17 protein-coding genes are annotated in these 14,820 nt (G+C 50.8%); all 17 read left to right on the forward strand.

Annotated elements, in window-relative coordinates:
* Nucleotides 1-159: 159 nt before the first annotated feature.
* The 17 genes from KJS55_RS11480 (at nt 160) to KJS55_RS11560 (ending at nt 14,597) form a co-directional block, all read left to right on the forward strand.
* Nucleotides 160-903, forward strand: coding sequence for a hypothetical protein (locus KJS55_RS11480; RefSeq protein ID WP_055180030.1), 744 nt, complete (start codon nt 160-162; stop codon nt 901-903).
* Nucleotides 904-917: 14 nt separating this feature from the next.
* Nucleotides 918-2,780 carry a P-loop NTPase family protein gene (locus KJS55_RS11485; RefSeq protein ID WP_055180032.1) on the forward strand — a complete coding sequence of 621 codons (1,863 nt, stop codon included), beginning with the start codon at nt 918-920 and terminating at the stop codon, nt 2,778-2,780.
* Between the two features lie 42 nt (nt 2,781-2,822).
* A complete protein-coding gene (locus tag KJS55_RS11490) occupies nt 2,823-5,126 on the forward strand; it encodes a cobaltochelatase CobT-related protein (RefSeq protein ID WP_055180124.1) in 2,304 nt (767 codons plus the stop codon).
* A gap of 68 nt (nt 5,127-5,194) precedes the next feature.
* Nucleotides 5,195-5,527, forward strand: a complete 333-nt coding sequence (locus tag KJS55_RS11495) for a hypothetical protein (protein WP_055180034.1) — start codon at nt 5,195-5,197, stop codon at nt 5,525-5,527.
* Between the two features lie 111 nt (nt 5,528-5,638).
* Nucleotides 5,639-6,175, forward strand: coding sequence for a sigma factor (locus tag KJS55_RS11500; protein ID WP_055180036.1), 537 nt, complete (start codon nt 5,639-5,641; stop codon nt 6,173-6,175).
* 15 nt (nt 6,176-6,190) lie between these two features.
* Nucleotides 6,191-6,898 carry a hypothetical protein gene (locus tag KJS55_RS11505; RefSeq protein WP_050624418.1) on the forward strand — a complete coding sequence of 236 codons (708 nt, stop codon included), beginning with the start codon at nt 6,191-6,193 and terminating at the stop codon, nt 6,896-6,898.
* Nucleotides 6,895-7,269 (forward strand): hypothetical protein, encoded by a 375-nt coding sequence (locus KJS55_RS11510; RefSeq protein ID WP_055180038.1) that lies wholly within the window; start codon nt 6,895-6,897, stop codon nt 7,267-7,269. The genes KJS55_RS11505 and KJS55_RS11510 overlap by 4 nt, the downstream gene beginning before the upstream one ends.
* Before the next feature lie 18 nt (nt 7,270-7,287).
* Nucleotides 7,288-8,532, forward strand: a complete 1,245-nt coding sequence (locus tag KJS55_RS11515; protein WP_055180041.1) for a PcfJ domain-containing protein — start codon at nt 7,288-7,290, stop codon at nt 8,530-8,532.
* Between the two features lie 39 nt (nt 8,533-8,571).
* Nucleotides 8,572-9,654 (forward strand): AAA family ATPase, encoded by a 1,083-nt coding sequence (locus KJS55_RS11520; RefSeq protein WP_050625470.1) that lies wholly within the window; start codon nt 8,572-8,574, stop codon nt 9,652-9,654.
* A 97-nt stretch (nt 9,655-9,751) separates the two neighbouring features.
* Nucleotides 9,752-10,372 carry a hypothetical protein gene (locus KJS55_RS11525; protein WP_213543356.1) on the forward strand — a complete coding sequence of 207 codons (621 nt, stop codon included), beginning with the start codon at nt 9,752-9,754 and terminating at the stop codon, nt 10,370-10,372.
* Nucleotides 10,369-10,806 (forward strand): hypothetical protein, encoded by a 438-nt coding sequence (locus KJS55_RS11530; protein ID WP_055180046.1) that lies wholly within the window; start codon nt 10,369-10,371, stop codon nt 10,804-10,806. Before KJS55_RS11525 ends, KJS55_RS11530 begins: the two co-directional genes overlap by 4 nt.
* A gap of 44 nt (nt 10,807-10,850) precedes the next feature.
* Complete coding sequence (locus tag KJS55_RS11535) at nt 10,851-11,093, forward strand: hypothetical protein (protein ID WP_050624423.1); 243 nt, start codon at nt 10,851-10,853, stop codon at nt 11,091-11,093.
* 185 nt (nt 11,094-11,278) lie between these two features.
* Complete coding sequence (locus tag KJS55_RS11540) at nt 11,279-12,046, forward strand: hypothetical protein (protein WP_055180049.1); 768 nt, start codon at nt 11,279-11,281, stop codon at nt 12,044-12,046.
* Between the two features lie 69 nt (nt 12,047-12,115).
* Nucleotides 12,116-12,943, forward strand: coding sequence for a hypothetical protein (locus tag KJS55_RS11545; RefSeq protein ID WP_110440990.1), 828 nt, complete (start codon nt 12,116-12,118; stop codon nt 12,941-12,943).
* A gap of 73 nt (nt 12,944-13,016) precedes the next feature.
* A complete protein-coding gene (locus tag KJS55_RS11550) occupies nt 13,017-13,400 on the forward strand; it encodes a hypothetical protein (protein WP_055180053.1) in 384 nt (127 codons plus the stop codon).
* A 42-nt stretch (nt 13,401-13,442) separates the two neighbouring features.
* Complete coding sequence (locus tag KJS55_RS11555; RefSeq protein WP_055180056.1) at nt 13,443-14,255, forward strand: hypothetical protein; 813 nt, start codon at nt 13,443-13,445, stop codon at nt 14,253-14,255.
* A 69-nt stretch (nt 14,256-14,324) separates the two neighbouring features.
* A complete protein-coding gene (locus KJS55_RS11560; protein ID WP_050624428.1) occupies nt 14,325-14,597 on the forward strand; it encodes a hypothetical protein in 273 nt (90 codons plus the stop codon).
* Nucleotides 14,598-14,820: the final 223 nt, after the last annotated feature.

Genomic DNA, 14,820 nt, shown 5'->3' on the forward strand with positions numbered 1-14,820 from the left:
CTCAAGACGTTGAGGAGAAAAAGATGGTTCTTACACTCTTGGATGGCAAAGAGACCACTGAAAATGCGCTGCTGGCAACACTCGTCTGTCGGCAAGTCCTAGGGAAGATAGAGAGCACGGTATATTTCTATCTGCCAAAACAGAAGGAGGTAATGCGGGATGACCCGCGAGCAAAAGAAGCAAAAGAGAAATGAGGTGCTGACGATCATGGGGCTGATGGCGCTGCTGGTATTTACCACCCGGCTGTGGCCGATTCTGCTGTTGATGATGATCGGCGTATTTGCCTATGCGCTATGGCTGCTGTTCCATCTGGAAAAGCAACCCGAACCGCCATCGCCGCTGCTTTTGGGTCTGCCTGCACCAGTTTCGGAGGAAACGGTACTGGCCGACGCATTTTCGCTACTGCAGAGGCGGATCACTGAGCAGATCGTTGCCCGGTACCCTGACGCCAAATGGATTTGGGCAGCAGCAGATGCCCGGGAGCGTTTTGAAAAGGGCGGAGAACTGATTATCCTGCTCAACCGCGCCGGAGGCTATCGAATGGCAATGGTTCTGGTAAACCACTTGCAGTTTTGCGGCCTTGACTATACGGCAGCGGAGCAAACGCCACCGCCTGTACCTGAGACAGAACTGGAATCAGAGGAGGATGATGCGCCGAAGCCACGGCAGGAAACTGTAGATTATGGACTCTTAGCATTTGAATGGGTGGACGCAAATCTGCAAAATCTGAATGCACAGTGCAATGAGGTAATTGCGCAAGGCAAAGACACCTTCCGCATTTTTGCCAGCCAACTGCCCCACGGTGATAGTTGGCCGCTCATCTGCAAGGAATTGCTGCGCAACGGATTTGCCTCAGCTGAGCCTCTGGCGGATGGCATTCAGGTACAAATCAAAATAAAATAAGGAGCGTGATCTCAATGAGTTCAAAACTGTTTTCCTTTTCCAGACCCTTACCCGAGCCTTTTGATAAGGTCAAGCGGAAGGTCAAGGTATCCTCCAAGTATGGAGATGGGACGGAGTCCACGCTCTGCTGCACTGTGGCTAAGGCGGTCTTGGCCTATTTCAAGTGTAAGTATGGCGTAGAACCCGGCGCCGTTGGGCTCTGCGGTTCCAAAGGCGTGGCGGAATATAAGTCTGATTCCGGCCCTGATGACTACCATTTGGCCGTCTACGAGCCTGCTTCTGGCTCCGTCCTTGCCAGTCTCTATAACAAGGATACGGAGATGATCGAAACCTACGCTATTCGGAATAATGGTCGGGATGGCGCGGCGGTTCTCATGGCGATGCTCCCGGCCCTGATGGTGGATGACGAGTTCAAAGAGCACCTGATGGAACTCGAAAAACAATATCAACTGGGATTCCCTGATATCAATCAGTCGACGAATGATCTGGCCATTCTCTGTGATAACGCCTACCGGCGGGTCAGCGATAGCAGTTGCGGTGCGCATCTGCCGGTCAATATCGACGGGTCGGGGAACCTGATGCGGGTTTCCACTACTCATATTGATGCGGGGAACTTCCGGCCGGACAGCGTGCTGGCTGGTATGTTCACAATTCTGGCCACTTCCAGCGCTCCCGTAAAATTGGAGATTAAGGAGGCCACGCCGCACAGCGATTTCATTGGCAAATATGTCTTGAATCCGGCACGCATTCTTACGCCTCATGAACAGGCGCTTGTACCTGTTTTGGAGCCTTGGTATGTGTTGCCGGAGGAGGTCATTACGATCTGTAAACACGCGAAAGCATCTACTGGGCGGTCGTTGCCCATGCGAAACTTCCTGCTGCGCGGCCCTGCTGGTACAGGAAAGACAGAGGGGGCCCGGGCAATTGCGGCCGGGCTGAACCTGCCGTATATGAAGTACACCTGCTCTGCCGGCACGGAGATATTTGACCTTGTCGGACAGGTGTTTCCTGACACAGATGGACCTTCTACTGGCGATGCTGACTTGGACCAACAGCGGGAACAGCTCAAAGAGATGGGCGGAATTACCTATGAGAATGTGAAAAAACTCATGGGGTTGCCCGATTTGGATGACATGGACTATGACCCCGCCGGCACATACCAGAAACTCTCCGGCATGGAAAAGCCCGATGCAACGTCACAGGACTGTATGAGCCTTGTTATGGAGATGGTCACCAATAAACTGCAACAACTGTGCAAAGTGCAGCCGGAGTCATCCGACGGCAGGCAGACCTTTACCTACATCGAAACGGACTTCATCCGTGCGCTCAAGCATGGATATTTAGTAGAACTGCAGGAGCCCACCACGATTATTCAGCCTGGTGTGTTGGTTGGCCTCAACTCTCTTTTAGAGCAAAAAGGGTCCATTACCCTGCCAACCGGCGAGGTGATCCATCGTCATCCGGACGCAGTGGTTGTGGTGACTACCAATGTCAGTTACGAGGGCTGCCGCGGCGTAAACCAATCGGTTCTTGACCGCATGAATCTCACTCAGGATATCGAATTGCCGGAGCCGGAAATCATGGCGCAGCGCGCCATGAGCATTACCGGCTGTGAAGATGATGTCCTGGTCGGACGCATGGTACAGGTGGTATGCGATATGGCCGACTATTGCCGGAAAAATGGGATCTCAGACGGCAATTGTGGTATGCGCAGTCTCATCGACTGGATCATGAGTACAGAGATTACAGGGGACCCCTATACCTCGGCGCGCTATACCATCGTGAGCAAGGCCACATCGGATGAAGAAGACCGGTCCGCACTGCTTACCACTGTGTTGGAGCCGATTTTCGCACCCAAACAAAAGAAGGCAGTTTGATCGAAAGAAAAAAGGAAAGGAGGACCGCTACTCTTGGCAAGAGTGAGTCATAAGAAAATCAAGCAGTTGATTGCACAGAAGCAGTCGAAAATCACTGACCGCCAGTTTTTTACCTCGCGTATCCTGGCCAATCACTTCGCGGATATTGCCGCCGCACAGACACGGCGGTACGGCTATCGGCGCAGGGTAAAGTGCAGCATCATCTGGAAGCCCAAGAATCCGAGCCTGGCCTGTACGGATAATGCCCTGATCCAGATCAATGCCGGCAATCCTCAGGTGACACGGCAGAAGGGGCGGCAGGCGCGGTACGAACAAGTCTGCGGACTATTCGCCCATGAACTTGGGCATGTACTCTATACGGACTTTCTTGCATCGCAGTCCTATCACAGTTTTCAAGAGATCGGCAGGTGGTTCCCGGAGAATCCGCCCCTGCGAAATGCTGCAGAGCGAGATGCGGAAGCGGATTTGTTAGCCTACCAGAAAGCAGATCCAAAGAATGTCGGCCTGTTGGGGAGAATATCCCATGACATCCTGAACGTCCTGGAGGATGGCTATATCGAAAATCGGATGCTGATGGACTACCCCGGCATCTTGGGCAGCAGTCTGCGGGCGTGGCGCAAAAACAGACTCGAAAATTTTCCTACCATTGAGGATATGATCGACCGCGAGGAGGATGGCGGGCATATCTGGATGACCATCCGAAACGCCATGTTATCCTATATGCTCTGGGGTGAACTCAAGTATGGTGGGACGCCACTTTCTGATGAGCGTATACAGGTGGTGTTCTCTCTTCTGAGCGAGTTGGATACGGCTTTGGCCAGCCGGGACTACAAGGACAGATGCCGCACTGCCAATCTGATCCTGATCCGGTGCTGGTCCTATATCAAGGACTTCATGGAGTTCTGTAAGGACCAGGCAGAAGACACCGCGCCTGGCGGCAGTGGTTCCGGAGATTCTGATAACCTGCTGAGCAAACTCCTCTCTTCTCTCATGGGGGGCAGTGAGGAGGGATCCGGCGACACGGCCCCGGTGGATGCTGGCAGCACATCGTCCAGTCCTGGCGGAACAGCGACTGGTCAGCAGCGCGCTGCAACTGCAGCGTTAGCCGCCAGTTCCAACGACAGTGAGGAAAACGAAGGCGAGGATGCCCAAACTGGCTCTGGCGCTGGCGAAGAACCTGAGTCCGAGGAGGAAACAGAGACTTCGGCCGGCGGCGCAGCAGGGGAAACAGACGACAGTGATCAGAGCGCGGGCGACGAGACGGCAGTACAGTTGGGCGGCGGTCCAACACCCTCACACCAGAAGGTATCAGACCAGGAAGGCGGTCGCATCCCTCTACAGGAAACCAGCGAGGTGTCCGCTCCAGAGGGCGGTACCTCAGAGCGGGATGACGACTATGAGGGTTCAGGCTATACGGGAGCAGCTGCTGATATTGAGAGGCTGCTCAACCGTATCGCCGAGGACAGCGTTACCACTGACTTAGAGCGCCAGCGTACTGAGGAACTGACGGAACTCGCTCAGAGCATCTCCTATGGGGATATCCACGATGGCGTCAATAAGACGGTACACCGCATTGCTTCTGTCAGCGATGACATGAAAGAGAAGTACCAGTCCATTGCCGGTGAATTGCTGCACATTTCCAGGCAATTACAAAAGTCCGTCTTGCAGCAGATGCAGGACAGCCGGCGTGGGGGAAAACAGACAAGTTTGCTGATGGGACGGCGTTTGGACTCTCACGCACTGTTCCGGACAGATTCACGTGTGTTCTATAAAAATGCGCTCCCCAACGAAATGCCTGCGCTGTGCGTAGGACTGCTGTTGGACGAGTCTGGTAGCATGTCCTGGAATGATCGGGCCACCTATGCCAGATCAACAGCAATCATTCTGTACGATTTCTGTCAGGCACTGGGCATTCCCATCACCGTGTATGGACATTCCACCTCCGACCGCGTTGATTTATACTCCTATGCGGAGTTTGAGGCCATTGATCGGGATGACCGGTACCGGATGATGGATATTTCGGCTCGGGGCAGCAACCGCGACGGAGCAGCGCTTCGCTATGTGGCGGAAAAACTAGTGCGTCGGCCAGAGGATATCAAGTTGCTGATGTTGGTGTCTGATGGACAACCCGCAGATTATAATTACTATGGGACCGCAGCAGAGGAAGATCTGCGCGGGATCAAGCATGAGTACCAGCGCAAAGGGATTATCTTCGTTGCGGCGGCCATTGGGGCAGACAAGGAGAACATCGAGCGCATCTACGGCGATGCTTATTTGGACATCACCGACCTCACAAAACTGCCGATCAAATTGGCCGGCATCATTAAGCAGTTTATCCGCTTTTAACCACAGTAAGGAGTGGGCTGCATAACGTAGCGCTCCTTAACCTTACTTTATGCAGGAGGTGCAGTAAAATGATGGCTGAAAAGGAAATGCGCAATCAATTCAGGTCTGCCATCACGGCCGCCACAGTCTGTTGCCGCATGCCGGTGAGCGATGAAACAAGCAGCATCACACAATACTTGAAGTCGCTGCTGGACACGGCACTCGACGGTGCCGGGCTCTATGCGGATGTGATGCCGCTCCCATACCAGCCGTGTAGCAAACTACCAGTTGTGATTGCGTTGGACGGAAAAAATCCGCGGCTGCTTTGGTATTACAAAGGGATGTCTACACCGGCGCTGGCAGATGAACTGTATTGGCTGTTCTGCGATCTTCCGCTGGTCACTGGGCAAATTTCTGCGTAATTTACACGGCTGAAACGGCCAATAGCAAGGAACAATCAAATCTGTTTACAACAGTTGCAGGGCAAGGCCTTTCCAGGCCTTGCCCTGCCCATTTAAGGAAGGAGCGTCAACATGGATGCCATTACTAGAAATAACATCTTTATAGAGAATATGGAACTGATCAACCGGACAATGCACCGTCATCGGCTGTTGCTGTTTGCACTGCATCTGGACCGCGACGATGTCTATCAGGAACTGGCTATTGCCGCACTGCGGGCCATCGAATCTTTCGACCCCAGTCGGTCCAATTCTATCAAAGTCCATATCTGGGCAAAACTGCAGTACGCTATTTTGGACATTAAGGAGAGGCACAAGCCGCATGGCTTAGCTGCGTTTGACCGTTTTGGCACCAGTGTCTGGTCGCTGGAACTGGCAGAGGAATATGGATTCTCTTTAGTAGAGGCATCTTTCGAGGAGCAGCAGGATAGTGAACTGCACCTGCGGCAGGCGCTGTCCCGGCTAGAGCCTCAAGAGCGGCAAGCCATCGTTCTCTATCTGGACGGCAAAAGACCGGTGAGAAGGGCTGAGAAATGCAGTTTTCAGACGGCGCTGGACAAACTGCGGGACTACTATCTTGCTGTGCAGTATGCACCACAAGCCAATCAGTGATGAGGGTATAGAAAGATGAGTTATTACACAACAGGTTCGGGCTCTATCATGTTGCGGATTCCTTCCGATACCGCACGGCGACAGTTATACGATGATTTGCTGGGCAGATATGACCGGCTCTGCAGCGAGGAAATGAGCCAATGTGGTGAGCAGATGGCAAAAAGTGTCCAAGGAGAATATCAAAGGCGAAAATGCCAAATGAAACGCTACGATGATCCGCTTTGGTGGCTGACAACCGTGTTGAACGATGTCGGCTTTGTCGAACTTGAGCGTGGCATGGAGACGGACGATTTCTTCATCGAAATGACCTATAGCGGTAACTATGACGAGCGTACGGTTATGGATGTGTTGGACATGCTTGTGCCCTATACGCAAGAAGGCTGCATTTCCTATATCGGTGAAGACAATACTTACTGGCGACACCAATTTGTTGATGGAGTGTGGGTTAAACTGCGTGGGCAGATTTGTTATGAGACACCCGAACAATGCCGCTGCCAGACCTTCCCGCAAACACACGCTAACCTAGAGCGGTTGATTTCTGAAATCAGGCGTCATGCGATCTATGATAACAGGCCTTATGAGAAGAAAGCTCGTGTGTTGTTGGAAGCGTATGATCAAATGGATCCTGACGGCGTATTGCTGGCTCTGACAGGCCGCAGGCTTTATGAGCATGAGGCTGCCGCAGGTCTCTGGAAGGAGGACAAACAGGAGGATAAACCGTGAGGAGGTGTGTCAATGATCCCGCCTGGGCTGTTTCCACAGCCCAGGCGACCGGTATGTGCGAGGCCTGTCTCGGCTGCACAGCCCAGGCGCAAAAAGAGGAGAAAGACCGGTGGAATCTTGGCTTTTTCTGTATGGGAAATGGGATCACTGTCTGCAACCGGGTGGGGGTAGGCAGTGAGTGGCCTATGGTGGCGCATATCCGGTATAACCGTGAGGTAAACCTCTACTGTTGGGTCCCGGATACTGAGTTAGAGAGAATTCGGCACATGGCCGCCACAACGGAGCATATCGACAACGGCGAGTTGTATAGCCCGGAGACTACGCCGCCGCCTATTGAACCGCAGGAGGTAGTTGTCATCAAAAATTATTAAATTAAGGAGGTTGCTCAAATGAAGAGCGAAACAAATCCTAAGACTGTGATGCTGAAGGATTACATCATTGATATGGATAGCGTATCAGCGAAAGTCACCATTGACTATGAGGTTGTGCTCGAAAACAACACTGATTTCATCGTCAAGCGGCGAACACTGAAGACCGACCGTGAACTGGTGGTTTTGGTCAGCAAAGGCATCTTCTACATCAAAGATTGCAAAACCGATCATGTTGACCCGCTCACAGAGACCAACCTGTCTTCCTTCCTGCGGGACCTGAAGGAGAGGTGTATCACACTCCATCAGGTGCATTGGCTCCACACGGTATTCCGTGAGTCTGTAGACTTCATTATGAATGTGATCACCGATGAGAAACTGATGGATATGTGTCGCCACAATGTGCTGGTGAGTACACATTACCCGCACTGGTATGTGCCGTTTTGGGAGCAGAACAGCAAGCTTTTCATGCGCCTATATAACATGTTCCCCAATATGTCTGACCGGAAAAAATATCAGCCAAGCATTCCGGTCATTTTCTGGATCGAGCGGCATCACGGCGCGAACGAGGCGATGTACTTCGCTGAGAAATTGGTTCAGTCCGGCATTACAGAACTGAATTTTTCCAGTCACTACACCAACTACTATGATAACAACGCGATATCATCCAAGGAGATAGTATCATTTAAGACAATCATGGAATCTCCCTACAACATTAACCTGCGCCGGTTTATCGACTATATCCTATTTGATCTATATGCCCAGGGCTACTCCTCAGTGGAACGCACGTTTTTCAAAGAGTATATGGATTATCTGCAGATGCAGCAGGGCTTTTACGGGAAAGTCAAGGAGAAATACCCGGCGCATTTCAAAACAGAGCACGATATTATGGCCCTGAAAGTCAATCAGGCGAAACTGATCGCTACATGCGAAAACTTTTCTGAACAAAGCGAGGCGATCAAGGATCTGGCCTACACTGGGAGCAAATACAGTATTGTGATTCCCACTAAACCTGAGGAACTGGCAGAAGAAGGTATCAATCTAAGTCACTGTGTCGGACAGTATATCGAACGTGTGGCCAATGGTGAGTGCCATATCCTGTTCCTGCGGTACCGCGATATTCCGGAAGAGTCGCTAGTCACTCTGCAATTAAGCGGCAAGCAAATTTGCCAGGCTCAAGGTATGAACCGGCGTCCGCTCACCACTCAGGAATACCGTTTTCTCAAACAGTGGGGGCGGGAAAAGGAAATTGAGATTGCTGTATGAGCAGCAAATAAACTTTGAATACGAAAGCGAGAAATGGTTATGAAAGCAATCAGCATCGGCTCTCGGTATGAGATTTACGATGACACACTCAAGGCCTATGACGGCCTCCCGGCCCAGACCTATACGGTCTGTTTTAGCCAAATGACGGGCTTTTTCCTGAAGGTGCGTCCGGACCTTGTGGTCAAGGAACCGGTCTATGGCGTTCACCCGGAAAAAGCGGAGAAAGTGCTCCGGTCCTTCAAGGTATTCCAACGGAACCTGGGCGTGATCCTGAGCGGCGATAAGGGCATCGGCAAATCACTCTTCGCACGCCTCCTGTCTGCCAAAGCTGTGGAGGCGGGATACCCAGTTATCATTGTCGATCAGGCTTTCCCGGGCATTGCGTCTTACATTGAGTCCATTGAACAGGAGGTTGTATTCCTGTTTGACGAGTTTGACAAAACCTTTGGTAGCAATCATGATTCCGATCCACAATCCACATTTCTGAGCCTGTTTGACGGCACATCGCAGGGGAAAAAACTCTTTATTATCACCTGCAACAGCCTGCATGGGCTCAATGACTATATGGTGAACCGGCCGGGCCGCTTCCATTATCACTTCCGCTTCGGCTATCCTACGGGGGAAGAGATCCGGCAGTATCTTACGGATAAACTAGACGGTCAATACCAGAACGAGATTGAGAAGGTAATTCGTTTCTCCAACAAAGTTTCCCTGAACTATGACTGCCTGCGATCCATTGCATTTGAACTTCGCTCCGGTGAGTCGTTTGAAGCCGCCATTCAGGACTTGAATATCATCAACACCCATGACGAGCAGTATAATCTCACGCTTTACCTCAAGGATGGAGGCATTGTGTCTGCAGAAAATCAGCGCCTTGACCTGTTCAGCAGGGATACTAAGTGTGTCTATATGCGAGATATGAAAGGGCGCTATGCGGTTGAAGTTGAATTTGATATTTCGGAGAGTATTTACGACCCCAGCCGTAATTCCACTGTATTGCCGGGAGAAGCCATCATCGTACATGATGATCCCGAAGATAACGCTGAAAAACAGGATTATGTCCCGGATTACATGACAATTACCCGTGCGGTGGGGCGCAATATTCACTATCTGACGGCTTGATATAGCCGCATGGAGAGAGGAGCAGGGGATTCCCTGCTCCCTTTCCCTATTCAAAATGAATAGTCTGCAATAAAAAGTCGACAGGAGGCACAAGAAAGTGAAGCAGGAAAAACCGATGTGCTGGTGCTGCGTGTGGCGGGATATTACTGGACCCGACAACGATCCGACGCTGGGGTGCGGACATACTTCCGCACAAATCCGACGCAGATTTGAAGGCTCATCAACAGCCGAGTACTGCAAGGAGTATCTGGAGGATGACCCTGAATTGAAACTCAAGATTGACCGCATTACCAGAGAGACACTGATGAAGAACATCCACCAGTTGGTTGTGACCGATGGACACTATGCCGCGGCGGAGGCCATTGTGGACTACTTCAACCCGGAACGGTACGATACTCCGCAGGAGATCAGCTGCGATGACTTTTATTTCATTGCCCAGGTGAACTGGGGCGGAAATGAGGGGATCTATCTCGACTGCTATGCTGTTGGGCGTATCCGCCCGGATGGGCCGCAGAAGGACTGGCATCTTGGCACCTACAAGACGCTGGAGACTTCTTTAACAGCTATGCAGACCTTGGGTGCCCTGGGCGGTGCGCTGACCTACTATGCGCGGGAATACATCTGGAAGAATAATGCGCTGTTTCTCAGTGAGCAGGAACTGCGCGCCAGGAAACTCAAAGAAACACAAAGAGCCATTCAGAAGGAGGACCAAAAATGAGTTATAGTACATGGCATAACTACGGATACGGGATTCGTGTGGACGATATCAAGGAGCAGAGCGTAGAGCGGCTGCAGGCGCTGCTGAAACTGGCGCCGGAACTGGATCAGAAGATTCGTGCCTGGTTATCGGAGTTAGATATTGCAGAACCAGACTGGGATGACTATATGGATTTTGACCAGGTCTACTATCTGGGCCTTGCCACGATTTTACAGCAGGTCATTGAGGAGGCGGAAGGCCTACGTCTGACTGCCTGTGATGATTCCAGTGGTGCGACTTATCTCATCTATCAGCCCTGCTACCCCTGGGAAATCACAGATAGAGAACGAGATCTGACCGAGGAAAGCCTGGTCCAGATGTTCAGCCGTTATGTCAACGTTTTGTCCGATGAACCGATTGAGGTCGGTTCGCAAGATGTGAAAAACGGCGGTTGATATAGGCCGCTGTAACAGGGAATCAAGGAGAATGGAGCGATATTATGCGCAATAAAAAGAATGACGCAAATGGGTTTTATCTCTGTATTTCGGATCTGGTGGTCGACGGTGTGCTGATGTGTACTGCCGGGAAAAGATACAGAATCCAGGATGCCGAGTCTGGTCCTGGGGAAGCACCGGCAGAAGTGGCAGGATACTGCGACATCTTTGGATGTGAAAATAGCGGAGTGTGTATGGCAACATGGCTGGATGTCGGAGAACACTTCCGGACAGATGATGAACGGTAAGACCGGAACTCGCGGTGGTCGGGATATTCTCGCGCAGGAAGAACTGTTTGTCTCTGATGAGATAGAGTATCCGGCCCCTAAAGGTTTAGCCAAGACTGTACAACAGGAAAAAGCAAGCAGCTGCTGCGATGCAGACACAGAGCGGGTATCTGCGCTGCGTCTCTACTGTAAAAAAGGAGGAAATCATGACATTCAAAGAACGGTTCCAGGCTAGAGAGTGTTCCTTCAACATGATCGAAGATTGGATTGAACTCTGGCATACGTGGGACATCAAGATGGCGCTTCCAGCCTTCTTAGGCCTATCAGAGGAAGAATACGGCGTTCTGCTGGTCGAAGGCTATGATGCGTTGGCCCGTCGGCTGAATACAGATGCGGAAACCCACTATATGGCAGTCCATTTGGAATGGGAAGACCTGGAGAATCAATTAAATGAACTGATTCGGTCACTGTTGTCCGCCGCATATACGGTTCATATGAAACGAAGCGATTTTTATTACTGGGATATAGTCCTTCACAAAAACGGTGAGATCAGCGAGAAAGACAGCGAATATATCTGTGAACGCCTTGATTTGAGGGACATTAGCACAGACCATTTTCTGTATAGTGACAGCATTGACCAGAACCAGGCCTGCGGCCTGCTGGAAAAGTTGTTTGGCCGTGAGATCGTGTCCAGCCATGCGGATGACGAGGGAGTTTGGTTTTTCCATAAGCCGCTCTACGCCTCAAGCCGGAGCTGGGTTGCCCAGCACGTCGGCCGCTTTGAACAGCGGTTAAACATGGAGATTGGGAACAGGCACTATCCGGCAACAACTGCGGAAACCGCTGCACACCAGTTATATGGATTTGTGACGGCACTGAAAGAACTGGGTATGGTAAGAGAGCATGAATATCCCATAACGCTCGACCATTTTACCAAGCGTCCCAATAGCCAACCGGATCAGGCAAATAGTTAAATGAATCGGGCGCAAGGGGGCTTCCTTTGCGCCCAATCCGTCTAAGAACAAGATAAGGAGAGATCAGTTGTGAAATGTAGATTTTGTGATGGGCAGGTATTTGTGGGCCATCAGGTCTGCCATCTGGATATTCTAGTGGATGATTCCGGTGCATTTCTTGATAATATGCCCGGCGGTGCCGAGGCATCCATCTATGAAAGCAACACACCTTTTGGACCATTTCAGTGCTGCGGCTGCGGCGCTGTCTACGATGAGCTGAAAGATGGACAAAAGGAAACGTCCGGTCCCATCGAAGGATGGAAATGGCCTGGAGATAGCCCGGAAGACGCAGATATAAAGGGGCTCATCGTTCTGACGATGATCCGGGAGCGGCCCTGTGAAAACGAGATCTGGGCCGATAACCTGTTTGTCCTCGTTGAAAAAGAGGCATTCCAGGAAAGCAACTCCCAATTTGTCTCCACTGAAACATTTGTGATGCAGACCCTGCGCAGTCGGGTCCAAACCTGGCTGGCGACCCCGGATGGATGGCGGAGCAACTGCTGTGCATCCAGAGATTATAACTGGGGGGATCTGATCAATGACCTGCCTTCTGAGCATATCCAGGTATTTTTCACTCGGGATGAAGCCAAAGACTATGACATTTTGGACTCCGTCAGTGTGCGCGTAGCCCAGGATGAATTGCTGGCTCCTGATAATGTGCCGGCGTCTCTTGTGCTGGTATATAGAGACGGCCACACCGACATTTTGGGGGTTGTTGTGGATTTTCAGGACGGGAGCATCTCCTCCAACAACTTTTTCAAGGAAACGGAAGTTGTGGAGGGCTATATCCAAATGGCAGATGGTAGCAGGTTAAACTGCGATCCAGAAAACGATTTTCGGTCTATTGCGGAAGTGTGAGGATGCAGTACGGCTATGATCCGAGGCTATTTGACATCTCTCGGATCCCAACCTGGGATGGGTTTGTTCAGGCGTGGAAAATATCATTATTAAAGCCCAGCACAACTGCGTGTCCGACCGTAGGACCTACGGCGGCCGTTTCATCCCCATCGTCCATGAATATGTTCTGCTGCTGCGGAAAGAAACGCCGCTAGTCATCCCATTTTTGATGACCTACCGTGTGAATAGCGATATTCGGGATATGCCCGGCGCCACATGGCGGGATATCATTGCCGACATACTGGAAGATTGCAATGGCCGCGCACCGCTGGAAGAGATTTACCGGCGTGTGGAAGGACATAAGCGGGCGCAGAGCCAGCAGTGGTGGAAGGAAAAGGTGCGGCAGACCCTGCAGATCAATCCCCGAACCTTCGAAAAGGCAGATCGTGGCATATGGTGTTTAGTTAAACACGCATGAACCGGCAGAAATACAACAACGAAGAGTGGAGGTTTTATATCAATGGAGTATTTTGAATTGCGAAATAAACTCTTTTTCCCTGTGAGGCGGAAACTGATCAACGACTATCAAATGGGGACGCTAGACTTCGAAAGATGCGAACAGTTAGTGAACGATCTCATTCTAAAAATTGGACAGTATATGGACACTGGGGTGCCGCAAGACGAGAGTATGGCGATTGTATTTGCGGAATTTCAAGACACGATTCAGGAACTGCGGCCACTGACAAAGGGATATGAAATCACTTGTGATACAAACGAGCAATTTCACATACCCCACGCACTCTATGTCTGTGTGTTTAGAGATTTGGTAGGGACAGAATTTGCAGATGAAAGTTATGCTACAAAATTGGCTGAACGTGACGGGGTCAAACTCATATTCGGGATGCCACAAGTGCCGGATGGGCTTTACTTGGATACCGAACAGAACCGTGAGATCATCCAGAAATACTTAGCACACAAGACGCCTACAACAGGGCGATCAGACTCTATTGATGAAGCGGCAGGGAGAAGGTGCACAATAAAAAGCAAGGAAGAACTCCTCATTGAGGAAGCAAATGCACTGGATTCTCTCTTCATGAGCATGAAAATCGAAGATATCAGTATTGAAATAAGGGATAATCAACTTGTTGCCTTTGATTCTGACGGGAACAAGTGGGTGGAAAATGAAATCTTCGACTTTGCGCTGAACGAGTGCCTTACTTTTGGCGCTGATGGGCATCTAATTGACGGCTATTGTATCAATGAAGAACTCTTGGATCAAATCCTACACTATGCGGCTCAAAGAGATGTCAAAATCGAGAGGATACCCTTGTAATTGTGGCAGATATGAAGATGAGAAAATGAAACTAAGTCACAGAAGGCCGATATCATTAGGAGGCTTCGGATGAAAAGAGAACTGTCGATTAAAGACGAACTGCGTGCAATCCAGTCCGGAGAACTTACATGCAGCCCGGAGAAACTGGCTGCATGTGCCGCATACTGCCGGAAACGGCTTGATATGCTGCGCAGGTCACTGGAAAGTCAGTCGGTTCCAGCGGCTTACATTGAGCAGGTGCAAGCCAATATCCATAGTTTTTCTGATTTTCTTGGTTGGGCGGAGGCGCAAAAGCCGGACACGGGTATTTCAGCCTATAGTGCTGAGCCGAAGAAGTCTTAACAGGGTAGTGTATGCGCAGGCGTGGTTATAAGCGTGTTGACGAAAAGGTCTGAGAATGATATAATTCAACTATACAGTATCAGAGCCATGCCGAAGGCGTGCATAGTTTACAGTGTTCCAAAGTGCCATTTGCAGAAATGCAGATGGCACTTTTTTTGTTTTTTGGCCATTTCATTATCGGCATAGACAGCGTTCCCAAAAGGGAACGCTGTTTTTGCATATC

This window comes from Pusillibacter faecalis (assembly GCF_018408705.1).
Lineage (GTDB): Bacteria > Bacillota > Clostridia > Oscillospirales > Oscillospiraceae > Oscillibacter > Oscillibacter faecalis.

What these genes read in the sequence shown, in the direction of transcription:
- KJS55_RS11480 (WP_055180030.1), top strand. Translation starts at nt 160, where the DNA reads ATGACCCGCGAGCAAAAGAAGCAAAAGAGAAATGAGGTGCTGACGATC.
- KJS55_RS11485 (WP_055180032.1), top strand. Translation starts at nt 918, where the DNA reads ATGAGTTCAAAACTGTTTTCCTTTTCCAGACCCTTACCCGAGCCTTTT.
- KJS55_RS11495 (WP_055180034.1), top strand. Translation starts at nt 5,195, where the DNA reads ATGATGGCTGAAAAGGAAATGCGCAATCAATTCAGGTCTGCCATCACG.
- KJS55_RS11500 (WP_055180036.1), top strand. Translation starts at nt 5,639, where the DNA reads ATGGATGCCATTACTAGAAATAACATCTTTATAGAGAATATGGAACTG.
- KJS55_RS11505 (WP_050624418.1), top strand. Translation starts at nt 6,191, where the DNA reads ATGAGTTATTACACAACAGGTTCGGGCTCTATCATGTTGCGGATTCCT.
- KJS55_RS11515 (WP_055180041.1), top strand. Translation starts at nt 7,288, where the DNA reads ATGAAGAGCGAAACAAATCCTAAGACTGTGATGCTGAAGGATTACATC.
- KJS55_RS11520 (WP_050625470.1), top strand. Translation starts at nt 8,572, where the DNA reads ATGAAAGCAATCAGCATCGGCTCTCGGTATGAGATTTACGATGACACA.
- KJS55_RS11530 (WP_055180046.1), top strand. Translation starts at nt 10,369, where the DNA reads ATGAGTTATAGTACATGGCATAACTACGGATACGGGATTCGTGTGGAC.
- KJS55_RS11535 (WP_050624423.1), top strand. Translation starts at nt 10,851, where the DNA reads ATGCGCAATAAAAAGAATGACGCAAATGGGTTTTATCTCTGTATTTCG.
- KJS55_RS11540 (WP_055180049.1), top strand. Translation starts at nt 11,279, where the DNA reads ATGACATTCAAAGAACGGTTCCAGGCTAGAGAGTGTTCCTTCAACATG.
- KJS55_RS11555 (WP_055180056.1), top strand. Translation starts at nt 13,443, where the DNA reads ATGGAGTATTTTGAATTGCGAAATAAACTCTTTTTCCCTGTGAGGCGG.
- KJS55_RS11560 (WP_050624428.1), top strand. Translation starts at nt 14,325, where the DNA reads ATGAAAAGAGAACTGTCGATTAAAGACGAACTGCGTGCAATCCAGTCC.